A 23,302-nucleotide genomic window follows, 5' to 3' on the forward strand; every position below is an offset into this window, starting at 1 on the left:
ATATCAATCTCTTTGATCAAGGAGGTATTTTATAAGGTTAATTTAAATTAAGCTTTCCACCAATTCTAAATCTGCTTCCGTATCCACCCCCGGCCCCGGAATCGTCTGGGCTATATCCACATGAATCCGATAGCCATAATACAAAGCCCGCAATTGCTCTAATTTTTCTAATTGCTCTAATAAACAAGGCTGTAAATCAGTAAAGGCTTTCAAGAATTCAGCGCGATACGCATACATTCCCACATGCCGCAAGGCATAGTGTGAAACGGAATAAGCCCCCGCTTTTATTGCATCACGCTGAAAGGGTACTTGCGCCCGACTAAAATAAAGGGCTAGCCCATTGTTATCTTTCACCACTTTGACAATATTCGGATCTGCCAATTCATGTTCGTTTTGCAAAGGCGTAGCTAAAGTGGCAATCATCGCTTCTGGATGGGCTTGCAGATTATTCGCGAGTTGATAGAGATTTTCGACAGGCGTTAAAGGCTCATCGCCTTGTAGATTGACCACCACTTGATCATCCGCCCAGCCATAGATTTGCACGACTTCAGCTAAACGATCACTTCCCGTTTCATGCGCAGTTGAGGTCATGCACACGCTTGCACCAAAGCCTTCACAGACTGCTTGAATACGCTGATCATCCGTGGCAATCACGATTGTTTCAAAACGATCTTGTGCTTGAATAGCGCGCTCGTAAACATGCTGCACGAGTGGCTTGCCTTTTAATAAACGTAAGGCTTTCGCCGGTAAGCGGGTTGAGGCATAACGGGTGGGAATGACTAAAACCGGCTTCATTCGGCCAAACTCTCAAGCTCTTCTTGAGTCAACTCACGCGCTTCTTCTTCTAACATCACGGGGGTACCATTTTTAATCGGATAAGCCAAGCGCGCTGCTTTTGAAATGAGCTCTTGCGCATCCTTGTTATAAATTAATTTCCCTTTCGTCACCGGGCAAACCAGAATATCTAATAATTTCTTATCCATGCTGTTTTAACTCCTTGAGTCTTTGCAATAAACGCTCAGTAAATATTTTATCTAAACGCGCTTCAATCGGCAGATACCAAACTTTATTAGTCAGGTCTGCCGGAAAATTTCGACATTTTACCGCATCCTTTTCCGTCATCAGTATCGGTAAATCATCCCGAAACTTAAGATCTTCAACAGTAAAGGCATGATGATCAGGAAAAACATGCTCAATTAAAATTAAACCTGCTTGTTTTAGGCTACTAAAAAAGCGCGCTGGATTACCAATACCTGTGACAGCGTGCACACTTCGGCCTTGAAATAAACTTAGCTCACGCTGCTCTGCACCCACCAAAGCCTGTAACTGATTGCCACCCATTTGCATGGCATATTCACCTTGCTGGGCAAGTCCATTCGTGACTACAAAATCGCATTCTTGTAAGCGTGCTGGCTTTTCACGTAAGGGGCCAGCAGGTAGGCAATCGCCATTGCCAAAGCGCCGCACGCCATCTATGACGGCAATTTCTAAATCGCGTTTCATGCGATAATGCTGAAGACCATCGTCTGAAATGACGATATTGCAGGCAGTTTGTGCAAGTAAATAGCTTATTGCTGCATTGCGATCCCTACCAATCACTAACGGGGCTGCAGTACGTTGCACGATTAACAAAGGCTCATCCCCTACTTCAGCCGCTACATCCTGCGCTTGTACGAGTTTGACAGCCAGTTGCTTGCCACCAAAGCCACGACTCACCACGCCCGGCTGAAAACCTGCCATCCGTAATTGCTCAATCAGCCAAATCACCAATGGCGTCTTACCCGTACCGCCTACTGTGATATTTCCAACCACCATGATAGGTACTGGAAAAGGCTGTTGCTCCAAGCTCAATTTAGTACGCCGCTGCTGGGCAAGATAGCAGAAGAGATAACTCAAGGGGCTTAAGATAGTGCGAGCAAGCGGGCGGTTTTCATACCAAACCGACTCCAACCAAGCACTTAAACGCTGCTGAGCAGCACTCATACCGGTGCTGACTCAGAAAACTGCATGGCATGTAAACGCGCATATTGTCCATTTAACGACAGTAATTCGGTATGCGTGCCCGATTCAATAATCTCACCGTCATGCATCACTAAAATGCAATCGGCATTTTCAATCGTGGATAAGCGATGCGCAATCATGAAAGTGGTGCGGCCTTGCAAGAGATGTTCTAAACCCGCTTTAATATGCCGCTCGGACTCCGTGTCTAAAGCGGAAGTGGCTTCATCTAAAATCAAAATCGGGGCTTCGGATAAAATTGCGCGGGCAATCGCTAACCGCTGGCGCTGCCCACCCGATAGCAAAACCCCATTATCGCCAATCACCGTATCCAAACCTTGTGGCAGTTGCTCAATAAACTCTAAAGCATGCGCCGCTTCTGCGGCTGCCCGAATTCTAGCTAAAGGCGCAGATTGCATTTCGCCATAGGCAATATTATTCCGAATCGTGTCATTGAAAAGCACAATATCCTGCCCGACATAAGCGATTTGCCGCCGTAAATCTTGCAAACGCAGCTCTGGCAATGAAAGGCCATCTAATTCAATTTGTCCAGTTTGATAATCGTAAAAGCGCACTAATAAATTCACTAGCGTCGTTTTACCGCTACCCGAACGTCCTACTAAAGCAATTTTTTGCCCCGGATTGACCGTGAATGAGATATTCTTTAAAACGAGTTTATCCATATTAGGATAACTAAAACCAACATTCTTAAACTCAACTCGCCCCGCACAGCCCTCTAAATGGCGCGTACCTGTATCCACCTCTGCTGGTTCATCTAAAAGCTGAAAGATACTTTCCCCGGCAGCAATGCCACGCTGTAATTGCCCATTTAATTGGGTGAGATTACGTAAAGGGGTCAGCAGCATAATCATCGCCAAAATAAAAGACATGAAAATACCGGGTGACAAAGTTTCTAAGGTAGATTCACGGGTAGCAATATAGACAATCGCTGCTAAAGCCACGGCTACTAAAAACTGCACTAAAGGTGTTGATAATAACTCGGTCAATAAGCGCTTCATTTCAAGCTGCATATTATGCTCATTCGCCTGTTTGAAGCGCTGGGACTCATACTGCTCGCCATTGAAAATACGCACCACTTTATAGCCTTGCACCAGTTCATTACTAATTTGGGTAACTTCGCCCATTGAGTTCTGAACATGCTGACTTAAACGGCGTAAGCGTTTGGTTGCATATAAAATCACGATAGTAATGAGTGGTAGAATAATCAATAGACCTAAACTCAATTGCCAACTGCGATAAAACATTAAGGCTAATAGGCCAATAATGGTCGCCGTCTCTTGAATGAGCACCGTAATCCCACGGGTAGCTGCAGTGGCGAGTTGATCGGTGTAAAAGGTTAAGTGAGATAGCAAACTGCCCGCACTATGCTGCTGGAAATACGGCACAGGCAAGCGTAAGAGATGATTAAACACATCACCGCGAATCTGTTGCACCACACTGCGCCCAACTAGCCCCATGAAATAACCGGAGACAAACATCGCCACACCGCGTAACAGGAAAATCCCCATAATCCCTAAAGGCAGCCAAGCAATCACCTCTGGGTCACGCTGTAAAATCGCTTTATCCAGCAAAGGCCCCATAATGTAAGCAAACATCGGCTGAGTGATGGCGCCAATTAATAAACCGAGAATGGCAAACGACAGATACGGCCAATAGCGCAGAGAATAGCTGGCTAAACGTCGATAGACTTGTAAACCAGCAATTCGAGGGGATTGAGACATGCGCGCTACTTCTGCCGCTCAGCTTGGGTAGTCGCCATCGAGAAATTAGTTAAACCTAAACGCCCCGCAATATCCATCGCAGTGACCACAGCTTGATAATTGACATTCGCATCTGCAGAAATGACCAAGGCCGGCGTGCCCTGCATACTATTTAAGACTTCAGTCATGGCTTGGAAGAGAGTCTCAGGTTGGGTATTCAAAACTTCCCGCCCATTTACATAATAACGCCCCTGACTGTCAATCAGTAACTCGATTTTATTCTGCAGATTTTGCGTAGCTGGATTTTTGCTAGCAGTAGGCAGGGCAATTTTTAAGGCCGAATTATGATTGAAGGTCGTGGTCACCATAAAGAAAATCAGCAGTAAAAACACCACATCAATCATGGAAGTTAAATCGACATCCACATGACTGGTTTCGCGGGTGCGGAATTTCATGCTCAAGCTCCACTGGCCATGCGTTGGCGGGCAGCCGCAATGGCCGCTGCGGCTTTCTCATTCGCACTCAACTGCGCTGGATTAGTCGCAACATTGGCACTTGCTGTTGGACGGCGATTATTATGCTGATTGACAACTTCAATCAATTTAACCGCTTCCTGCTCCATGCTAATGACATAATTATCCACTTTCGCCTTCAAGAAACGATGAAAAATCACCGCTACTAAAGCGACTACTAGGCCTGCTGCGGTGGTGATCAAGGCTTCAGAAATCCCGCCCGCAACAGCAGCGGGATCACCCGCCCCTGCTTTAGAGATTTGACTAAAGGAACTAATCATTCCAAACACCGTTCCCAATAAGCCCATCAGTGGCGAGATCGAGCCAATGGTGGCAAGTGCGGGCAAGTAGCGCTCTAAACGATGCACTGCATGCCGTCCGGCTTCTTCGACATTTTCTTTCATCACATGGCGCGGCAGATTACTACTGGCTAAGCCCGTAGCCAGCACACTGCCGACTACTGAGTTTGAGCCTAAATTATCAATGGCATTTTTTGATACCTGCCCGGCTGCAGCTAATTGACGTGCCATTTCGACATCAGCCACTGGGATGACTTTACTGCGACGTAAAGCCCAAAAGCGTTCAAAAATAATCGCCAGCGCTACAATAGAGGCGAGGATGATCGGAATCATCATCACACCGCCTGCTATAATTACTTCTAACATGGGTTCAGCCTCATTTACTTTTTATCAATTAGCCTAAGCATTTTAATGGCTCATTTTCCCGACCAACGGTGAAACCTTCGCTGAATGCTGGCTTTAGCGATTTAAGGCAGCATCCTGTAACCACTGCGCTACCTCTTTGGCAAAGTAGCTAAGGATACCATCCGCTCCTGCTCGCTTCATCCCCAATAAAGCTTCCAAGACACAGGCTTTTTCATCAATCCAACCATTCATGCCTGCCGCTTTGAGCATGGCATATTCACCACTGACTTGATAAACATAAGTTGGCGCTTTGAATTGATCTTTCACGCGGCGCACAATATCTAAATAAGGCATGCCCGGCTTCACCATCACCATATCTGCACCTTCTTGCAGATCCAAGGCGATTTCCCATAAGGCTTCATCACTATTCGCTGGATCCATTTGGTAACTGTATTTATTACCTTTACCCAAATTGCCCGCCGAACCGACAGCATCCCGAAAAGGTCCATAAAAGCTGGACGCATATTTCGCCGAATACGCCATAATGCGCGTATGAATATGTCCTTCGCGCTCTAAAGCCTGCCGCATCGCGCCAATTCTGCCATCCATCATATCGGAAGGCGCGACAATATCCGCGCCCGCTTCCGCATGCGACAAGGCTTGTTTAACCAATACCTCGACCGTTTCATCATTGACGATATAACCTTCAGCATTCATCAAGCCATCTTGACCGTGCGAAGTGAAAGGGTCTAAAGCCACATCGGTCATCACGCCCAGCTCTGGCACGGCTTGTTTCAAAGCCCGTACGGCACGTTGCGCTAAACCATTCGGATTATAAGCCTCCTCCGCCTTTTCCGATTTAGCTTCTTGCGGTGTAACCGGAAACAAAGCCATTAAAGGAATGCCTAATTTGGCAACTTGCTCGGCTTCTTGCACCAGCAAATCAATACTCTTCCGTTCTACCCCCGGCATAGAAGTGACCGCTTCCCGCCGATTACTGCCCTCGAGTACAAACACGGGATAAATCAGATCATCCGTCGTTAAACGATGCTCACGCATTAAACGCCGTGAAAACTCAGCCCGACGCATGCGGCGCATACGGGTTAAGGGAAACATACCGGGGAAATCAGCCATGAGTCAGCCCTAAAGCAAGATAAGAGGGGCTTATTTTGCCTAAAACTACTCAAACTGACTAGGGCTTGCTGAGTTCAATCGAAGCTAGCTGACTAAACTTAGTTAAATAAGAATTAGCCGGCTTATAAGAATACTAGAATTAAAAATATCAATTTTAAATTTCACCTATTAAGTTGTTCTTAACCGTTCATCCTCGATAATTGCTGGGTTTCAGTTGAGTATTTATTATTAAAAAACTGATTAAAACCAACAATAGAAAGGCTAACACGATGACACCATTCGATGACTCTAATAATGATACTAACCTAGAGCACAATATCTTTGAAAATCATGTATTTAATGATCAAGAATATAATAAACTACCTGAATCTATTGAAACTAAACTCCAGATCACTGAAGTTGCCGACCCTTTACTAAGACGTGTGGGTAACTCTTATCAGATTTTAGCAGCCGCAATAATTCGTGCTACACAATCCAAACGAGAACTGCAAGCTAGAATTGCTGAAGCACAACAACAAATTGAGCATAATCAACAGCGCCTAACCCAAATTTCTGAGCAAATCATTGAAAATCAAGTAGATGTTTTACCAAAAGATGAATACTCAGCCTACCAACAGCTTGCCACTATGAATAGTTGTATCCGTGAAAAGCACTACAACAACTTAGCCAATCACCTGACAGAACTTTCACAAGCTGAACATCATAGTTTACCTACTATTATTGACTCGATGCGTGCTGAGCTTGATTTAATTGAAGCCCTCGCTCAAAAAATTAAGATTTTAGAAAATTTAAAGGAAGCCTATAAGAATCAGCGCTACTTTCAAGACTACTATCAACAAGCTGACGAAGAATTCAAAAAACTTCTTAATCAATATTAGTATTATTTTATATAAGAACTTATGGATTGGCCTGATAGCTTGGCTAGTTAACCAGTAATAAGCCGCTTCTTAGTAAGCATTTATGAATCCCTATAAGCCTTTAGGGATTCGAAAAATCAGTGGTAGATGAAAACCCAGCCCTAAATCCACTGAGCGTTTTATAGTTGAGTGTGAACATAATGCAGTATCAAACCCATATTAATTTCATGCCCTCTTTACGTAATTTTTACCTTAAAAATGGCAACTATCGTAAAGCTGCCAATAAAGTTCTAGCCGCTTGGGCAAAAAGCCAAAATCAACATATTTTTAAAGATACTCAGGTATTTCAGGGCTTCAACTTAACTAATCATGGTGAGAATAGAATTCAATATTGCCGTAAATATGATTTACATAATGCTAGTCGCTTAGTCACCCAACAGGGTGAGGACATCTGTACTTTTTTATTTGTAGGTACTCATGAGGAAGTGGAGGAGTGGCTAGATACAAACCGAGGTCTTACTGAAGATAGGTTTGAGCCAGCTTTACCAGCTTTATCACTAACGACCTCTCACCTTAGTGTGAGTTTGCCTTCAAAATACACCAAGAGCTATTTGCAGCAACTTAGGACTACAATTGATACACTCAAACTAGAGTTAGCTCAGTATAAAGACTCCTTCCAAGATATAGATATCAGCTCTAAAAACTATAATGATGAAGCTAGAAAAAGTCTGGTTAATCAATTTGCTATGCAAAATGCAAGCGCTTTTAAAAATCAGCTGAGCACTATAAAACAATTAACAAAAGTTAAAAATACCACAAAAGCTATCGAGCAAGCTGAAACTTTAGAGCTATTCACTGTGTTTATAAATACAAAACTTATATATATCAAAACTTTACAAGAGTATTTAGACGTTTCCAAAAACCTACACTAATAAAGGAATCCCCATGACTAACCCGCAGGCTATACAACGAGCTATTGAACAACTAATAGCAAGTTCGAAAATCAATAGAGAGAATATTGAAAACGGAAAGGCAACTAGCACTCATTTACGTGATGAGATTCAAATTGCTAGCCTTGAATTAGAACGCTCTACGTTTAGCTTACAAGCCCACACTAGTGAAAAAGAAAATCTTGTACTTAGCCGAAAGGCCATCAGTGAAGATGACTGCGGCTTTTTAAACGCTTCGATTGAGACGATTAGTCAGCATGTTAAAGACCATCAGACCGATGAAGCCTTAGCACTTAGTGGTAAACTTGAAAAAAATGTTACTCTGCTGCGTAAGCGCCTCCAATATATTGCTGCCTTAGAACAACTAGTGCATGAATATGAGCAAGAAAAACAGCTTCGTGCCAAATTAAAAGCTGTTGCTGAGGTATTAGGTCTTGATGTAAACGGTGAAGAAAAACCGATCAAATTCATACCGGCTGAAGAGGATCAAGCCTTTACTATTCCTGTGTTGGATGCATATCCACCCGACGAACCTGCTTTTAACCCTACACTTCACTAAGCACCTACTACTAGTCTCTAACTGGCAATCATTAGTTTGAATAATGATTGCCTAATAACTTTGCCTGTTCCTTAATCCACGCTAAAGTACTCATACAGCCACTTTCCAGCAGCGAGTCTTATGTTAAGTTCAAATTTTCAGCCCGACCGTGAGCTATTAATTGCTGCCTTACAAGCGATTCACCCTAAGCCTTTAATCTTGACTAAACCTGAAGAGCTGAAGCCTTATGAATGCGATGGTTTGAGTGCTTATCGAAAGTTACCTCTTGTCGTAGTTTTGCCAGACACACTGGAACAAGTTCAGTCTATTTTGCGAATTTGCCATGCCCAGAAAGTCCCCGTCGTTGCACGGGGTGCGGGCACAGGCTTATCGGGGGGAGCTTTGCCGCATGAACAAGGTGTTTTATTGAGTTTGGCGAAATTCACCCAGATTCTGGAGATTAACCCAGAGCGCCGTACCGCGACCGTTCAACCCGGAGTGCGTAATCTGGCGATAACTCAAGCGGTCGATCACTTAGGGCTTTACTATGCCCCTGATCCCTCCTCACAAATCGCCTGCACGATTGGGGGAAATGTGGCGGAAAACTCCGGCGGCGTACATTGCCTAAAATACGGCTTAACGGTACATAATATTCTGCAAATTAAACTCGTGACGATTGAAGGTGAGCTGCTCACGATAGGTAGTCACAGCCTCGATGCGCCCGGCTATGATCTATTAGCCCTAATAACTGGCTCGGAAGGCATGCTGGGAGTCATTGTCGAAGTCACAGTTAAATTGCTGCCCAAACCTGAGCGCGTACAAGTGTTGCTCGCAGCTTTTGACGATGTGATTAAAGCGGGTGCTACGGTCGGAGCGATTATTTCTGCAGGGATTATTCCGGCAGGCTTAGAAATGATGGATGGCCCTGCGATTCAAGCGGCTGAAGATTTTGCGCAGGCGGGCTATCCCACCAATGCAGCCGCGATTCTCCTCTGTGAACTGGATGGGACAAATGCCGAGGTCTCTGAGCAACTCATGCGTGTTCACGATATTTTGCTCCAAAGTGCTGCGACGGAAGTGCGTACGGCTAAAGATGCTCAAGAACGCGCTACCTTTTGGAAAGGGCGCAAATCCGCCTTCCCTGCCGTGGGGCGCATTTCGCCGGATTATTACTGTATGGATGGCACAATTCCCCGCAAACACTTGCCACAGGTATTACAGTCGATTAATGAGTTTTCCGAAGAATTTGGCTTGGCGGTTGCCAATGTGTTCCATGCTGGTGATGGCAATCTACATCCCTTGATTCTGTTTGACGCGAATCAGCCGGGAGAACTCGAACGCGCTGAGGCCTTTGGTGGCAAGATTTTAGAGCTTTGTGTTCAGGTAGGCGGCACCATCACGGGCGAACACGGTGTTGGGATGGAAAAAATTAATCAAATGTGTGCGCAGTTTAATAATTTAGAACTCACCCAATTTCATGCAGTAAAAGCGGCCTTTGATCCTGAAGGTTTACTTAATCCCGGTAAAGCCGTACCGACTTTGCAACGCTGTGCTGAATTTGGTGCAATGCATGTGCATCAAGGACAACTGCCCCATGCTGAATTGGAGCGCTTTTAATGAAGGAGCACGATTTAAGTCCAGCTTTACAAGCGCGGGTATTAGACGCTTATGCACAAGGTAGAGCGTTAAATATCCAAGCAGGCAATAGCAAAGCTTGGTATGGCAATCCTAGCCAAGGCGAAGTTCTCTCAGTTGCCAACCATCATGGAATTTTGAATTATGAGCCTAGCGAGCTAGTCATTACAGCACGCGCAGGCACGCCCTTAATTGAGTTAGAAACTGCTTTAGCGGCTGAAAATCAATGCTTAGCCTTTGAGCCACCGCATTTTGCTGCAACCGCTACCCTCGGCGGGACAATAGCTTGCAACTTCTCTGGTTCAGCGCGTCCCTACTTAGGAGCTGCACGCGATTTTATCTTGGGCTGCAAACTCATTAACGGTAAGGGTGAGATTCTCCAGTTTGGCGGCCAAGTCATGAAAAATGTCGCTGGCTACGATGTTTCGCGCTTAATGGCAGGCGCTCTAGGGACTTTAGGACTGCTATTGGAGATTTCTGTACGCGTATTACCTAAACCTGAAACGACACTCACTTTAATCAAAACCTTAAGTGCTAAAGACATGCTACAACAAGCCAATGCTTATGCACGCTTGCCTTTGCCACTCAGTGCTTGTGCTTATGTAGATGGACAAGCTTATATACGCTTAGCGGGGAGTGAGGGTTCGGTAAAACAAGCTGCGAAAATAATGGGCGGTGAGCCTTTGCCAGAGCATGAAAACTTCTGGTTCAAGTTGCGTGAACAGCAATTAGCTTTTTTCCAAACTGAACAAAATCTCTGGCGTTTATCCTTACCCGCCGATACGGCTGTATTAACCCTAGAGGGTGAGCAAATTTATGACTGGGGTGGCGCTCAGCGCTGGTTGGTCAGTAATTTAGACGCAGCATCTCTTCGTGAACTAGTGACTAAAGCCGGTGGACATGCAACTTTATTTCGGCGCTCAGCTAAACCAACGCAAACGACTGCCAGCAGCTTCCAAGCTTTAAGTTCTGAGCTAATGCGCTATCATCGCCAGCTCAAGCAAGCCTTTGACCCGAGAGGTATTTTCAATCCTAATCGCTTGTATATTGGGCTTTAAAAGGGACTACGATGCAAACTAAGTTAAGCGAAAAATATAAGCATAGTGCGCAAGGCCAAGAAGCCGAAGCGATTTTACGCGCTTGTGTACATTGCGGTTTTTGTACAGCCACTTGCCCGACTTATCAGCTTTTAGGGGATGAATTAGATGGCCCTCGTGGACGCATTTATCAGATTAAACAAGTCCTTGAAGGCGCTGAAGCGACTGCTACTATACGTACGCATTTAGATCGTTGTTTAACCTGTCGTTCTTGTGAGACTACCTGTCCTTCAGGGGTTCGCTATGGACGTTTAGTGGATATTGGCCGAGAAATTATCGAGGAACAAACCGAGCGCCCTTGGCTAGAACAACTCCAACGCAAAGCACTACGCAATATTCTTCCCTACCCACAACGCTTCCGCCTGCTGTTAGCCTTAGGCTATTTAGTGAAGCCCGCCTTACCCACAAGTTTGGCGAAGAAACTCCCTGCACAACAAGGTAAGCGTTATCAATGGTCACCGAAAACTCAGCCGCGTAAAGTGCTCGCTTTCGATGGTTGTGTGCAAACGGTGCTTACACCGTCCACCAATGCCGCCGCTGCTCGTGTCTTAGAAAAACTAGGGATCGAATTAGTCAGTGTGCCGCAAGCGGGTTGTTGTGGCGCAGTCAGTCAGCATTTAGCAGCACCGGAAGAAGCCTTGAGCTTTATGCGCCGCAATATTGATGCTTGGTGGCCACTGATTGAAGCAGGTGCAGAAGCGATTATGTTTAGTGCCAGTGGTTGTGGCGTAATGCTGAAAGCCTATGCGCAGCTACTCAAACACGATAGCGCTTATGCCGCTAAAGCCGAATGCGTGTCGGTTTTAGCCAAGGATCTCAGTGAACTGATCGCGGACAGTAAGTTTGGCTCGACGCATATTCCAGCACATTTACAAAAAGTGGCCTTTCATAGTCCCTGTACTTTGCAGCATGGCTTGAAGCTCAATGGCATGGTTGAAAGCATTTTGCAAAAGGCTGGTTTTGAACTAACCCCCGTTGCCAATGCACATTTATGTTGCGGTTCAGCAGGCACTTACTCTATTTTGCAACCAGCACTTGCACAGCAATTATTAGCGAATAAACTGGAACATTTACAGACTAATCAACCGCAAGTAATCGCCAGTGCTAATATTGGCTGTCAGATGCATTTGGCGAGTGAAGCTAAAACTCCGGTCGTGCATTGGATTGAACTCCTCGACCAAGCTTTAGCCGACCCTATACTCAACTAAACTTGCACTAAAATTAGACTCAAGTCTTTTTTTCTGCATAAGCACCCTTAATTTTTGCTGGTGATAAACATTTTTTAAAAGGAAACTTGTATGAGTAATGAGCTGCTCAGTAAAAAGCTGGATAAATTAGCTTGGCTACTGGATAACTCCATAAAAGTTCCAGGTACTTCTTGGAAAATTGGGTTGGATGGCATCTTAGGTTTGCTTCCGGGCATTGGTGATTTATCAGCAGGATTACTTTCTACTTATATTTTATATCAGGCCGTTAAAATAAAAGTCCCTCGAGCTATTATTGCTCGTATGGGTTTAAATGTTTTATTGGAAAGTGTCATCGGTGTTATCCCTATATTTGGGGATTTGTTTGATTTTGCATTCAAAGCTAATCAACGTAATGTCGACTTAATGCGTAAATATGTATTAAATCCTAGAGAGACTACCAGACAAAGTACCCTGACCTTAATCGCTCTAGTTGCATTTTTCTTCGTCGTCTTAGGCTTAATGGTTTGGGGAATGTTTGCGCTGGTTGCTGCGGTGATTCAGGTGTTATTTTAACCAGCCCTAATTTCAAGATGAAAGACCTAATAATTTAGGTCTTTTGCAGCATTTTTTTTATGTTCTTGTACTTAGCTTCAGCACTTGTAAGAGCTTATTTACACAGACTTCAAGCTCATACCCCAGCAAACAAGCATGTCCTAACACAAGTTTAGTTCTAGAACTAGTATTTACCGGATTAGACTCAACATACACAGCACAACCTAAAGCAGCCGACTTCAATGCACGACTCAGGCCAGCTACATCAACTTCAGGTATCAGCTCTAATATTAAATTCATACCACTCTGCGAGGGCACAATTTTAAACAAACCGTTGGCGTGTTCCTGTAAATGATCAGTAGAGAATTTGCGCCGCTCATTATAAATCGCCCGAGTGCGGGCTAAATGCTGCCCTAAATAGCCATATTGTATAAATAAAGCAAGCTGTTGCTGAATACTATAGGCAGGCTGCAAGCCCAAAGTATTGAGAGCGGCACAAACCTCCTTAGCAATAGCTTTAGGTAGAACTATCCAGCCTAGGCGCAAATCGGGCAACATTAATTTACTCATAGTACCAATATGAATGACCTGCTCAGCATGTGGATGAGTCAGTAAAGAAGGGGTGGGGTATTGTTGATAGCTATATTCAGCAGCATAATCATCTTCAATCAACCAGGTATGCTGGTGCTGACTATATTGCAGCCAAGCCTCTCGGCGCTGCATGCTCATCACCGAACCCGTGGGATATTGTGCATTTGGAGTCAGCACCGCCAGTTTCGCTTTAGTATCTTGAGGAACTAAAGCACCTTCTGCATCTAAACGAGTATAGTGCAGATTAAGCCCTGCTTGGCGTAAAGCGCCTTCTGCACCCGCCCATCCCGGCTGCTCAACAACACCAATATCTCCGGTTTCAGTCAGCAAGCTTGCTAATAAGCTTAATGCACCTTGAGAACCGGTTGTAATCAATAAGCAGCTCAAATCATCTACTTGAATACCACGGTATTGAGCAAGAAAATTTCGCAAGCTGAGTTTTAGAGCTTTTAATCCACCGGCACGTTGATATACGCCTTGCGTTTGCTGCCAAGCTTCACGACTCAAGCTCAACCATTGTTGATGGGGGAATAAACTTAAATCAGGTAAGCCCGGGGTTAAAGGCAAAGCTGGCGCTTGCGTATATTGACGTGCTTGCGTGATGGTTTTGCCACGGGTGGATAAAGACAAAATACGTTTGCTAGTTTTCACCAACATGGGTGGTACTTGCTGGTAACAGACCTGCGTCCCACCTTTGCCAAAACCTGCCACTAAACCGTCGATTCGTAGCATTTCATAAGCCTCTACAATCACTCCACGTGATAGTTTTAAGCTTTCAGCTAATTCACGACTAGCCGGTAAACGTTCACCATAAACTACCTCGCCGTGTATCACTTGCTGATGCAATTGCACATAGAGTTGACGGGATAAAGGTATAGTTTGGTCACGATCAAGCGAGAGTTGAGCAAGTTTAAGCGGCATTTATGGTCTAGCGATAGTTAGTTTATGGCTCTTTTCATTAAACCATAAAAACCTTTAGGCTAGCTGAAATTTTAATTTGGAGCACAACATGGCAAGAACTCGCGATCAAGCGCCCAGTCAGCGCGCAACCGTCAAACAGACAGCCGCTAGAGCCGATTATGAAGCAGCGACTTTATACAAGATCATTGATGAAGCTTTAGTAGGCACTGTTTCCATCGCAGTGGATGGGCAACCCTTTGCTTTGCCAATGATGATAGCACGCATTGATGAGCATATTTATCTACACGGCTCGCGCACCTCACGCATTATCAAACACCTTACAGCAGGCCATGAAGTTTGTATCGCTTTCACTTTGATTGATGGGATTGTGGTGGCACGTTCGGGGATGAATTGTTCAGCAAATTATCGTTCTGCAGTGGTACATGGTAGAGGGGAAGCCGTAGACGGAGCCGAAAAAGCTGAACTATTGCATCAGATCACTTATGCGCTTATTCCGGGTTCCAAAGATGACTATCGCGAGCATCTGCCAGAAGAATTAAAAGCCACATCCTTGATTCGTATTACTTTAAATGAAGCTGCTTGCAAAGTACGTATTGGTGGCCCTAAAGATGATAAAGATGACGTGCATTTGCCATATTGGGCAGGTGTGATTCCGTTAACGCATGTGTATGGCGAACCCATACCGGCCACTGATTTACCAGCAGGGATAGAAACACCTGAGTATGCCCTGAAATTTCCATTACGGGATTAAGCTGTAAGCTCAATTCATAAGCTCATCGATCCCAGCTTGGAACTACCTAAGAACTCGGTAGCCCTAAGCCAAACCCGGGACGAGTATTACTCACGCCCTTCCTGTAAGTGATAACTGCGTACCCGCCGCCCATCGGTTTCGACGGAATGTAAATGCACATCATAACCCCACAAACGATGTACATGGCGCAGCATTTCATAGCAATCATTACTCAAAGGACGACGATTATGCATATGATGATAGAGCGTCAAAGAACGATCCCCACGGATATTCACACTTTCGACTTGAATATCGGGTTCTTGTGAACTGAGATTGTACTGCTGCGATAAAGTCTCGCGCAGGAGACGATAACCTTCATCATTATGAATCGCAGTGACATCAATCACATTACGCCGATCATCATCTTGCAATGCAAAGAAATGAAAATCGCGCATGATTTTCGGTGACATGAATTGCAAGATAAAACTTTCATCGCGGTAGTTACGCATGACATGATCGAGGGTGCTAATCCAATCCGAACCGGCAATATCAGGAAACCAACGCTGATCTTCATCGGTTGGGTTTTCACAAATGCGCCGAATATCCTTCATCATTGCAAAACCCAGCGCATAAGGATTAATACCCGAATAATAGCGGCTATCAAAATCAGGCTGCATCACCACATTAGTATGCGAAGTCAGAAACTCCATCATAAAGCCTTCATTGACTAAGCCTTCATCGTACATTTCATGCAGAATCGTGTAATGCCAGAAAGTTGCCCAGCCCTCGTTCATTACTTGAGTTTGGCGCTGTGGATAGAAATACTGCGCTACTTTGCGCACAATCCGCACAATTTCCCGCTGCCAGCCCTCTAAAAGGGGAGCATTCTTTTCAATGAAGTACAGAATATTTTCTTGAGATTCAGCCGGGAATTTTTGAATTTCAATCGCTTCATCGACCTGTGCTTTACGTGGCAGAGTACGCCATAAATCGTTGATGTGTTGTTGTATATATTGCTCGCGCTCTTGCTGGCGTAAAGCTTCGGCAGCAGCAGAAATCGGGGTAGGCCGCTTATAGCGATCCACGCCATAATTCATTAGCGCATGGCAAGAATCGAGCAGCAGCTCCACATTGCGTACACCATATCGTTCCTCACAGTGTGCGATATAATTTTTGGCAAATAAAAGATAATCGACGATGGCTTCAGCATCCGTCCAACTACGGAATAAATAATTACCTTTGAAGAAAGAATTATGTCCATAGCAGGCATGTGCAATCACCAAAGCTTGCATGGTCAAGGTATTCTCTTCCATCAAATAGGCAATACATGGGTTGGAGTTGATTACAATCTCATAAGCCAATCCCATGCGTCCACGTGAATAGTTCTGCTCTACATTGACAAAATGCTTGCCATACGACCAGTGATTATAAAAAACCGGCATGCCAATCGAAGCATAAGCATCCATCATTTGATCGGAACGAATGATTTCGATTTGATTAGGATAAGTATCTAAACGAAACTTCTCATGCGCAATGCGTGCGATTTCACGGTCATAGGCCTCGATGGTTTCAAAAGTCCATTCGGAGCTAGTTGAGAGATAATTTTTATTCATCTTTTAGTCCTACAAGGTAGGGAAATTGCTGCGCATCTACCGCTAACGCAGTCTAGTTATAACTACTCTAGCAAAGGATACTGGTCGAGAGTAGTGAAATATCAATCGGTTTTAGCTTCCTTAAATACCGCTAGCTAAGTTCTTCTTTTAGCTTATTTTTAAGCAGATGAACCTACTCTGACTATAGCTCCTTACTTGTAAATAAATTAGGGTCATATTAAGTTGTTCATTTTAGTGCCAACCCTAAAACCGGTGGGGTCCCCTCGCATGCTCAAGAACATCTCAGCACGACCTCAGCTACATTCTTTATGGTTAATCGCCAGCATTTTCTGTGCCAATTTTAGCACTGCTACAGCCGATGCCTCGAGCGAACTACAACAACTCGTCCATCAAGATCCTAAGCTACAAATTACTTGGAATGACACCCACACTCAAGCCAACTATCTAAGTGGTCAACTTAGTACTATTCAACACAAAAGCACTCAACAATTGGTTGCCGCTTTTATTCAGAAAAATCGCAGCTTACTAGGCTTAGAGTTTGCATCAAGCTTAGTTCTAAAGCAGAGTGCTGTAATCCCTAATGGACAATTACTTAGTTATCAACAAATGTATAATGGTTTAGAGGTCGTTGGCGGCAAATTAGTTGCACGCCTCCAGCACAGTCAATTACGTACCATTGCCAATCAGTTGGTCACCGATCTAAATATCTCGCCCTTACCCCAGGTTGAGAAAACAACCGCTATTCAGCTAGCAACTCAAACTTTAGAAATAGCAAACCTAAAGCCTGAGAAAATCGATTTAGTCTATTTAAACTGGGAAGAGACAGCGCATTTAGCTTGGCGCTTACGCTTTCCGCCGCAAACCCATCCTAGCGCTCAGTATCAAGTTTGGGTTGATGCACATAGCGGTGAAGTCATCCTGACCGAAAATCGTATGAGTGGCTTTGCCAAGCCCCAGCCAAACTTTCAGGTTGAGTTGGCCAAAGCTTTTAAACCCAGCACCTTACCTGCTTTTTTCAGTTTAAAAGCCGATTTAAGCCCTTTGACCGATAGTGATAGTGAAACTGTCGAACTAGTAATTGGGGAAGGTCAAGGTTTGGATGGTAAACTCAGAAAGTTCAAAACCACTAGAAATAGCGAAGGTGTTTATGTTTTACGCAGTCACCAAGGTAAGCATCCACAGCTGAAATATGCTACCTATGATTTTGCACGTGGTAATTACCGCCTGTTTAGAGATGCGGATAATGTTTGGCAAGATCCTAGTGCGGTGGATGCTTATACCAAAGCGATTACGACCTTAAATCTCTATCGCCGATTAGGTTCCATGGATGCTTGGTACGCCGACTCAGGCTTTGCTTTAGTAGATGGGATACTCTCCGTAGTACATTATCAGGAAGAAATTGGCAAAGGCGTGGATAATGCCTTTTGGAGCGGCCAAGCTATGCTGTATGGGGATGGAGACCAGTTTTTTAGCCCCTTAGCGGGTTCTTTTGACGTCGTAGCACACGAGCTAACTCATGCAGTTTCCGAGGCCACCACTAACTTAATTTACTGCAATGAACCGGGGGCTATTAATGAGTCTTGGTCTGATGTCATGTCTATGTTGTTCAGCCTAAAAAAAGGTGATGCCCATCCTTATTTGCTCGCTGAAACGGTGATGAAAATAAAAAACACTGCTGGCAAAGAAGGCTATTATGCTCTGCGCCGCATGGACGATCCGAGCTTCCGTTCAGATGAATATACTTATAACAATTATAAACTGGAAACTGCTTTAACCGGTTGGGGACAACCCGCACATACCAATGAGCAACTGCGAGTCAGACGTTGTATGGCTGAAAACGATATGGGTGGGGTGCACATTAACTCTGGCATTCTCAACCGTGCCGCTTACTTAATCAGCCAAGATTTAGGTGCAGAGGTCACCACAAACTTATACTATCAAGCTTTATTCTATCTATCTTCAACGGCTAGCTTTAAAGATGTCAGAAGCGCATTAAAACAAGTGGCTGTGGATTTATATGGTGCAGATAGCATAGCGGTAATGAGTGTTAAACAGGCTTTCAATACAGTAGGGATTCGCTAACAGTTTACGTATTAGAGCTGGCTAAGTTGTTCTAGCCAGCTTTGTATGTATTAGGGTGCTCTAGAAAGCTGACTACTTAGATCTCCGCTGCTGGTTTTCTCGCAAATAGCTCTACTCCTGGAGCAATTTGCTGCCATAAATCAAAGTTGCTCTCTTTCTTAATTAATTGGCCTTGCACCATTGGAATGAGCTGCGAAGCTTTGCTCAAATGCATTTTTAGCTCTTGAGCAGTCGGATTTGCAGGTAGTGCGTCTGTCATTTTCCCTAAATCATCCATGATATGACCAATTTGTGTCAGCGGGCAGTGAGGGCTAGGCATACATTTGATAATTTCAAAATCCTTGAAAATTTCTCTTAACCCCATCGTTGTCATATTAAAATAATGATAAGGATAACCATGCATATGCTGCATAAAAGCAGTCAAAATATAAACTCTACCACCGGGTCTTAAAACACGAAATATTTCTTTCGCGGCCACCCAAGGTGCATAGAGATGCTCAAAAACAGCGAGGGAAAATACAAAATCAAAACTATTATCTTCAAAAGGCATGCAATGAGCATCAACTACATAGTCAAGTTGACTGGAGTAAATAAAAGCATCTGTTTTGACCAAATTTGGCGCATTACATACATCGACACCTGCACCTAACTCTAGCATCAAGTCGTTTCTAGCAAATGCATTATTGATTCGTGGTATGCCTACATTCTTACTATTAATCCGATTAAGTAGTTTTTGCCCTGAATAGTAATCTAGACGCTCATTTGCTTGAGTAGCCCTGAGAATAGGAATACCTTCAATAGCTTTTACCTGAAAGCCACAAGCACATTGCAGCTCAATATGAAAGTTTGGCCAACCTGACTGGCAAGCAGGACACCTTAAAACTAACTCAAAATTGCTCAAATCTAACTCTCTTAGCGTTTAGTTCGGATTTAACTTAAAAGATACTTTTAAACAAATGATCTCAAACCAGCACTAAACAAGCAATCTGAACGAACTGATTTATTCCTACAAAGAGTCTTACACAGCGCTAGTTGCTAGCGCTGCTTCCTAAAAAATCATCTAGGCTAAATTAATCAACCGTCATAGTTTTCTTAAATAACTCACGAAATACGGGGTAAATTTCTGAATTATCCCGCACCCGCTGAATGGCAAAGCGATCTGCATAATCGCTTTCTAGATGCTGATACAAATGCCATAAGCCTTGTGGGTCACGATCACCAATTTCAATATAAGTGAAATACTGCACATTCGGTAAAATGCCATCGACTAAGGCTTTTTGACAGCGCTGATTGTCCTCCTGCCAGTTATCCCCATCAGAGGCTTGTGCCCCATAAATATTCCACTCATTCGGTGAATAGCGTTCGTTGATAATGTCTGACATTAAATTCAAAGCACTAGATACCACTGTACCGCCAGTTTCACGCGAATAGAAGAAAGTTTCTTCATCCACTTCTTGCGCTTGGGTGTGATGGCGAATAAACACCACATCAATATGCTCATAATTCTTCTGCAAGAATAAATACAGCAAAAAGAAAAAGCGTTTCGCCGTTTCTTTTATATCCTGAGTCATCGAACCCGATACATCCATCACGCAAAACATCACCGCTTTGGGTGACGGCTTAGGCACACGAATATGCAGATTATATTTCAGATCAAAATCATCAAGGAAAGGAACGGTATTTAAGCGAAAATTGAGGCGGCTTAGCTCTTCTTCGAGGGCTAAACGCTCCTCTTCACTTTTCGGCTCCTCTTGCTCTTCCAAATCAGCTAACTCAGCTAGCACCTCACGCCGCCGCCGCCGCGCTTTACCACTTAAAGCAATCCGCCGTGCTTGGGCGCTACGCATGGTACGCACGATATTAATCTGATTCGGGCTGCCCACTTCACTAAAACCAGCACGTTGGGTTTCAAATGAATCACTACCAACCAACTGGCGCTTGACCATATTCGGTAGCGCTAAATCTTCAAAGAGATACTCTAAAAATTCACTTTGGGAGATTTGGAAGACGAAATCATCCACACCCTCACCTGAGTCAGAAGCATCTCCTGAACCCGAACCACCACCGCCCCCTGCAGGCGGACGTTGAATCCGATCACCTTGCACGAACTCCTTATTGCCGGGGTGGACAATATCACGTTGCCCACCTTGTCCATGCCGAAATACTGGCTCAGAAATATCCCGCTTAGGGATAGTGATACTATCCCCCCGCTGCATATCGGTAATATTGCGGCGACTCACAGCATCCGAGACGGCTTCACGGATTTGCTCGTGATAGCGCTTTAAAAAGCGTTGTCGGTTGACTAAGCTTTTATTTTTGCTATTTAAACGACGGTCAACAACATAGGCCATTACGGCACTCCTTTGGACAGTCCATTATTACTGTGACTTACGTACCCGCAAATACCATTCAGCCAACAAGCGCACTTGTTTCTCGGTGTAACCCCGCTTCATCATCCGATCCACAAAATTATCGTGCTTACGTTGTTCTTCCGCCGAAGATTTAGCGCCATAAGAAATAACCGGTAACAAATCTTCAGTACTAGAGAACATCTTCATCTCAATCACTCGACGCAATTTTTCATAGCTCGTCCAAGCGGGATTTTTGCCATTATTATTCGCCCGTGCACGCAAGACGAAATTAACAATTTCATTGCGGAAATCTTTCGGATTACTAATCCCTGCTGGCTTTTCAATTTTCTCTAGGTCTGCATTTAAAGCGGAACGGTCGAGGAAATCCCCCGTTTCAGGGTCACGATATTCTTGATCTTGAATCCAGAAATCGGCATAAGTCACATAGCGATCAAATAGGTTTTGACCGTATTCAGAATAAGACTCTAAGTAAGCGGTCTGAATTTCCTTGCCAATGAAATCGACATAACGGGGTGACAAGTATTCCTTAATAAAACTGATATAACGTGCTTGAACTTCTGCTGGGAACTGCTCTTTCTCCACTTGCCGCTCCAGCACATACATCAAATGCACCGGATCGGCCGCCACTTCGACCGCATCAAAGTTAAAGACCTTAGACAAAATCTTGAAGGCAAAACGAGTGGAAAGGCCAGACATACCCTCGTCCACCCCTGCCGCATCTTGATACTCTTGGATGGTTTTTGCTTTCGGATCAATATCTTTTAAGTTTTCACCATCATAGACGCGCATCTTAGAATAGCGATTGGAATTTTCTGGCTCTTTCAAACGGGATAACACAATGAATTGTGCTAACATTTTTAAAGTATCAGGGGCGCAGGCAGAAGTCGCCAGCGAGCTATTCACTAATAACTTTTCGTAGATTTTGATCTCTTCAGTTACGCGCAAGCAGTAAGGTACTTTGACGATTGATACGCGGTCAATAAAAGCTTCATTGTTGCGATTGTTTTTGAAAGTTTGCCATTCTGACTCATTGGAGTGCGCGAGGATTACACCAGAAAAGGGAATAGCACCAATACTTTCCGTACCATTGTAATTGCCCTCTTGCGTAGCGGTCAGGAGTGGATGCAACACCTTAATCGGTGCTTTGAACATCTCCACGAACTCCATCAAGCCTTGATTGGATAAGCACAAGCCACCGGAATAACTGTAAGCATCCGCATCGTTTTGTGGGAAGTCTTCAAGTTTACGAATATCCACTTTACCAACCAAGGAAGAAATATCTTGGTTGTTTTCATCACCCGGTTCGGTTTTGGACAAGGCAATTTGGTTCAAGCGGGAAGGATAACGCTTGACGACTTTGAACTTAGTAATATCGCCGCCAAACTCTTTCAGACGCTTCACCGCCCAAGGCGACATAATGGTGCGTAGATAACGGCGCGGGATACCATAATCTTCTTCTAGAATCGCACCATCTTCATCGGGATTAAATAAACCTAAAGGTGATTCATTCACCGGCGAGCCTTTGATGCAATAGATCGATGCTTTTTCCATGAGCGCTTTTAAACGCTCTGCTAAGGATGACTTACCGCCACCCACGGGTCCCAACAGATATAGGACTTGCTTACTCTCTTCTAAGCCTTGTGCAGAATGCCGCAGAAAGGAAACGATCTGCTCAATGGCATCCTCCATCCCATAAAACTCAGAAAAAGCCGGATAACGCCGGATGACCTTATTAGAAAAAATTCGACTCATGCGTGGATCACGCGAAGTATCTACCAGCTCAGGCTCACCAATCGCCCATAACAGACGCTCTGCGCCCGTAGCATAAGTCATTGGCTCTTTTTTGCAGAGTTCAAGGTATTCTTGCAGAGTGTATTCTTCTTCTTTTAAGGACTCATACCGTGACTGGTAATGACTGAAAATACTCATTTTTAACCCCTTCTCAGCTTAGCTGATCCGCTCACCTAGCCAGCTGACTTGATTGAAATGCAATAACAACAACTTGATGAATTTAGACATGGGTATAAGGATTACTTTTGCATTTTTCATACCGAAAACCCAATGACCACAAAACCTATGTAAGGAAATAGTTCAGAAAATAACAAAGACACAGTCATGTACTAAATATTAGACTACCTAAACTGCAAAAGAGTTTTATTCAAAAAGGA

21 protein-coding genes are annotated in these 23,302 nt (G+C 44.2%); 9 read left to right on the top strand and 12 right to left on the bottom strand.

Annotation, left to right across the window (positions count from 1 at the left end; translation table 11 throughout):
* Positions 1-42 precede the first annotated feature (42 nt).
* From kdsB to hemB, 7 genes are all read right to left on the bottom strand, one after another.
* Positions 43-795 carry a 3-deoxy-manno-octulosonate cytidylyltransferase gene (kdsB, locus tag Q0307_RS16645; protein ID WP_298662130.1) on the bottom strand — a complete coding sequence of 251 codons (753 nt, stop codon included), beginning with the start codon at positions 793-795 and terminating at the stop codon, positions 43-45.
* The gene (locus tag Q0307_RS16650; RefSeq protein WP_298662132.1) at positions 792-983 is read right to left on the bottom strand and encodes a Trm112 family protein; all 192 of its coding nucleotides are present in this window, start codon (positions 981-983) and stop codon (positions 792-794) included. The genes kdsB and Q0307_RS16650 overlap by 4 nt, the downstream gene beginning before the upstream one ends.
* Positions 976-1,983, bottom strand: a complete 1,008-nt coding sequence (gene lpxK / locus Q0307_RS16655; protein WP_298662134.1) for a tetraacyldisaccharide 4'-kinase — start codon at positions 1,981-1,983, stop codon at positions 976-978. The genes Q0307_RS16650 and lpxK overlap by 8 nt, the downstream gene beginning before the upstream one ends.
* Complete coding sequence (msbA, locus tag Q0307_RS16660) at positions 1,980-3,740, bottom strand: lipid A export permease/ATP-binding protein MsbA (RefSeq protein ID WP_298662135.1); 1,761 nt, start codon at positions 3,738-3,740, stop codon at positions 1,980-1,982. Before msbA ends, lpxK begins: the two co-directional genes overlap by 4 nt.
* A gap of 5 nt (positions 3,741-3,745) precedes the next feature.
* Complete coding sequence (locus Q0307_RS16665) at positions 3,746-4,174, bottom strand: biopolymer transporter ExbD (protein WP_298662136.1); 429 nt, start codon at positions 4,172-4,174, stop codon at positions 3,746-3,748.
* A 2-nt stretch (positions 4,175-4,176) separates the two neighbouring features.
* The gene (locus Q0307_RS16670) at positions 4,177-4,896 is read right to left on the bottom strand and encodes a MotA/TolQ/ExbB proton channel family protein (RefSeq protein WP_298662138.1); all 720 of its coding nucleotides are present in this window, start codon (positions 4,894-4,896) and stop codon (positions 4,177-4,179) included.
* A 93-nt stretch (positions 4,897-4,989) separates the two neighbouring features.
* A complete protein-coding gene (gene hemB, locus Q0307_RS16675; protein WP_298662140.1) occupies positions 4,990-6,009 on the bottom strand; it encodes a porphobilinogen synthase in 1,020 nt (339 codons plus the stop codon).
* A 269-nt stretch (positions 6,010-6,278) separates the two neighbouring features.
* Here hemB and Q0307_RS16680 point away from each other — a divergent pair, with 269 nt between their 5' ends.
* The 7 genes from Q0307_RS16680 to Q0307_RS16710 all read left to right on the top strand — a co-directional run bounded on the left by Q0307_RS16680 (position 6,279) and on the right by Q0307_RS16710 (position 12,846).
* Positions 6,279-6,887 (top strand): hypothetical protein, encoded by a 609-nt coding sequence (locus Q0307_RS16680; protein WP_298662142.1) that lies wholly within the window; start codon positions 6,279-6,281, stop codon positions 6,885-6,887.
* A 179-nt stretch (positions 6,888-7,066) separates the two neighbouring features.
* Positions 7,067-7,798, top strand: coding sequence for a hypothetical protein (locus Q0307_RS16685; RefSeq protein WP_298662143.1), 732 nt, complete (start codon positions 7,067-7,069; stop codon positions 7,796-7,798).
* Positions 7,799-7,811: 13 nt separating this feature from the next.
* Complete coding sequence (locus tag Q0307_RS16690; protein WP_298662144.1) at positions 7,812-8,375, top strand: hypothetical protein; 564 nt, start codon at positions 7,812-7,814, stop codon at positions 8,373-8,375.
* A gap of 120 nt (positions 8,376-8,495) precedes the next feature.
* The gene (locus tag Q0307_RS16695) at positions 8,496-9,971 is read left to right on the top strand and encodes an FAD-linked oxidase C-terminal domain-containing protein (RefSeq protein WP_298662145.1); all 1,476 of its coding nucleotides are present in this window, start codon (positions 8,496-8,498) and stop codon (positions 9,969-9,971) included.
* Positions 9,971-11,047 (top strand): glycolate oxidase subunit GlcE, encoded by a 1,077-nt coding sequence (glcE, locus tag Q0307_RS16700; protein ID WP_298662147.1) that lies wholly within the window; start codon positions 9,971-9,973, stop codon positions 11,045-11,047. The genes Q0307_RS16695 and glcE overlap by 1 nt, the downstream gene beginning before the upstream one ends.
* Before the next feature lie 11 nt (positions 11,048-11,058).
* Positions 11,059-12,294 carry a glycolate oxidase subunit GlcF gene (gene glcF / locus Q0307_RS16705; protein ID WP_298662148.1) on the top strand — a complete coding sequence of 412 codons (1,236 nt, stop codon included), beginning with the start codon at positions 11,059-11,061 and terminating at the stop codon, positions 12,292-12,294.
* 90 nt (positions 12,295-12,384) lie between these two features.
* Positions 12,385-12,846 carry a DUF4112 domain-containing protein gene (locus Q0307_RS16710; RefSeq protein ID WP_298662149.1) on the top strand — a complete coding sequence of 154 codons (462 nt, stop codon included), beginning with the start codon at positions 12,385-12,387 and terminating at the stop codon, positions 12,844-12,846.
* Between the two features lie 57 nt (positions 12,847-12,903).
* Here the strand turns inward: Q0307_RS16710 and Q0307_RS16715 are convergent, their stop codons facing one another.
* Positions 12,904-14,337 carry a PLP-dependent aminotransferase family protein gene (locus Q0307_RS16715; protein WP_298662151.1) on the bottom strand — a complete coding sequence of 478 codons (1,434 nt, stop codon included), beginning with the start codon at positions 14,335-14,337 and terminating at the stop codon, positions 12,904-12,906.
* Between the two features lie 88 nt (positions 14,338-14,425).
* Between Q0307_RS16715 and Q0307_RS16720 the strand changes: the two genes are divergently transcribed.
* Positions 14,426-15,088 (top strand): pyridoxamine 5'-phosphate oxidase family protein, encoded by a 663-nt coding sequence (locus Q0307_RS16720; RefSeq protein ID WP_298662154.1) that lies wholly within the window; start codon positions 14,426-14,428, stop codon positions 15,086-15,088.
* An 86-nt stretch (positions 15,089-15,174) separates the two neighbouring features.
* Here Q0307_RS16720 and Q0307_RS16725 read toward each other — a convergent pair whose 3' ends face one another.
* Complete coding sequence (locus Q0307_RS16725) at positions 15,175-16,680, bottom strand: SpoVR family protein (RefSeq protein ID WP_298662157.1); 1,506 nt, start codon at positions 16,678-16,680, stop codon at positions 15,175-15,177.
* 267 nt (positions 16,681-16,947) lie between these two features.
* Here Q0307_RS16725 and Q0307_RS16730 point away from each other — a divergent pair, with 267 nt between their 5' ends.
* A complete protein-coding gene (locus Q0307_RS16730) occupies positions 16,948-18,762 on the top strand; it encodes a M4 family metallopeptidase (protein ID WP_298662159.1) in 1,815 nt (604 codons plus the stop codon).
* 76 nt (positions 18,763-18,838) lie between these two features.
* Here Q0307_RS16730 and Q0307_RS16735 read toward each other — a convergent pair whose 3' ends face one another.
* The 3 genes from Q0307_RS16735 to Q0307_RS16745 form a co-directional block, all read right to left on the bottom strand.
* Positions 18,839-19,663 carry a class I SAM-dependent methyltransferase gene (locus tag Q0307_RS16735; protein ID WP_298662160.1) on the bottom strand — a complete coding sequence of 275 codons (825 nt, stop codon included), beginning with the start codon at positions 19,661-19,663 and terminating at the stop codon, positions 18,839-18,841.
* Positions 19,664-19,832: 169 nt separating this feature from the next.
* Positions 19,833-21,113: a YeaH/YhbH family protein gene (locus Q0307_RS16740; RefSeq protein ID WP_298662161.1), complete on the bottom strand. Its 1,281-nt coding sequence runs from the start codon at positions 21,111-21,113 to the stop codon at positions 19,833-19,835.
* A 27-nt stretch (positions 21,114-21,140) separates the two neighbouring features.
* Positions 21,141-23,063, bottom strand: a complete 1,923-nt coding sequence (locus tag Q0307_RS16745; RefSeq protein ID WP_298662162.1) for a PrkA family serine protein kinase — start codon at positions 23,061-23,063, stop codon at positions 21,141-21,143.
* Positions 23,064-23,302: the final 239 nt, after the last annotated feature.

It is taken from the genome of uncultured Thiothrix sp. (assembly GCF_937873765.1).
Lineage (GTDB): Bacteria > Pseudomonadota > Gammaproteobacteria > Thiotrichales > Thiotrichaceae > Thiolinea.

Bases quoted from the DNA above. Each gene is read 5' to 3' on its own strand.
- Q0307_RS16710 (WP_298662149.1), top strand. From the start codon at position 12,385: ATGAGTAATGAGCTGCTCAGTAAAAAGCTGGATAAATTAGCTTGGCTA.
- Q0307_RS16685 (WP_298662143.1), top strand. From the start codon at position 7,067: ATGCAGTATCAAACCCATATTAATTTCATGCCCTCTTTACGTAATTTT.
- Q0307_RS16715 (WP_298662151.1), bottom strand. From the start codon at position 14,337: ATGCCGCTTAAACTTGCTCAACTCTCGCTTGATCGTGACCAAACTATA.
- Q0307_RS16740 (WP_298662161.1), bottom strand. From the start codon at position 21,113: ATGGCCTATGTTGTTGACCGTCGTTTAAATAGCAAAAATAAAAGCTTA.
- Q0307_RS16720 (WP_298662154.1), top strand. From the start codon at position 14,426: ATGGCAAGAACTCGCGATCAAGCGCCCAGTCAGCGCGCAACCGTCAAA.
- Q0307_RS16695 (WP_298662145.1), top strand. From the start codon at position 8,496: ATGTTAAGTTCAAATTTTCAGCCCGACCGTGAGCTATTAATTGCTGCC.
- lpxK (WP_298662134.1), bottom strand. From the start codon at position 1,983: ATGAGTGCTGCTCAGCAGCGTTTAAGTGCTTGGTTGGAGTCGGTTTGG.
- hemB (WP_298662140.1), bottom strand. From the start codon at position 6,009: ATGGCTGATTTCCCCGGTATGTTTCCCTTAACCCGTATGCGCCGCATG.
- glcE (WP_298662147.1), top strand. From the start codon at position 9,971: ATGAAGGAGCACGATTTAAGTCCAGCTTTACAAGCGCGGGTATTAGAC.
- Q0307_RS16670 (WP_298662138.1), bottom strand. From the start codon at position 4,896: ATGTTAGAAGTAATTATAGCAGGCGGTGTGATGATGATTCCGATCATC.
- kdsB (WP_298662130.1), bottom strand. From the start codon at position 795: ATGAAGCCGGTTTTAGTCATTCCCACCCGTTATGCCTCAACCCGCTTA.
- Q0307_RS16745 (WP_298662162.1), bottom strand. From the start codon at position 23,063: ATGAGTATTTTCAGTCATTACCAGTCACGGTATGAGTCCTTAAAAGAA.
- msbA (WP_298662135.1), bottom strand. From the start codon at position 3,740: ATGTCTCAATCCCCTCGAATTGCTGGTTTACAAGTCTATCGACGTTTA.
- Q0307_RS16730 (WP_298662159.1), top strand. From the start codon at position 16,948: ATGCTCAAGAACATCTCAGCACGACCTCAGCTACATTCTTTATGGTTA.
- Q0307_RS16650 (WP_298662132.1), bottom strand. From the start codon at position 983: ATGGATAAGAAATTATTAGATATTCTGGTTTGCCCGGTGACGAAAGGG.
- Q0307_RS16690 (WP_298662144.1), top strand. From the start codon at position 7,812: ATGACTAACCCGCAGGCTATACAACGAGCTATTGAACAACTAATAGCA.
- Q0307_RS16665 (WP_298662136.1), bottom strand. From the start codon at position 4,174: ATGAAATTCCGCACCCGCGAAACCAGTCATGTGGATGTCGATTTAACT.
- Q0307_RS16725 (WP_298662157.1), bottom strand. From the start codon at position 16,680: ATGAATAAAAATTATCTCTCAACTAGCTCCGAATGGACTTTTGAAACC.
- glcF (WP_298662148.1), top strand. From the start codon at position 11,059: ATGCAAACTAAGTTAAGCGAAAAATATAAGCATAGTGCGCAAGGCCAA.
- Q0307_RS16680 (WP_298662142.1), top strand. From the start codon at position 6,279: ATGACACCATTCGATGACTCTAATAATGATACTAACCTAGAGCACAAT.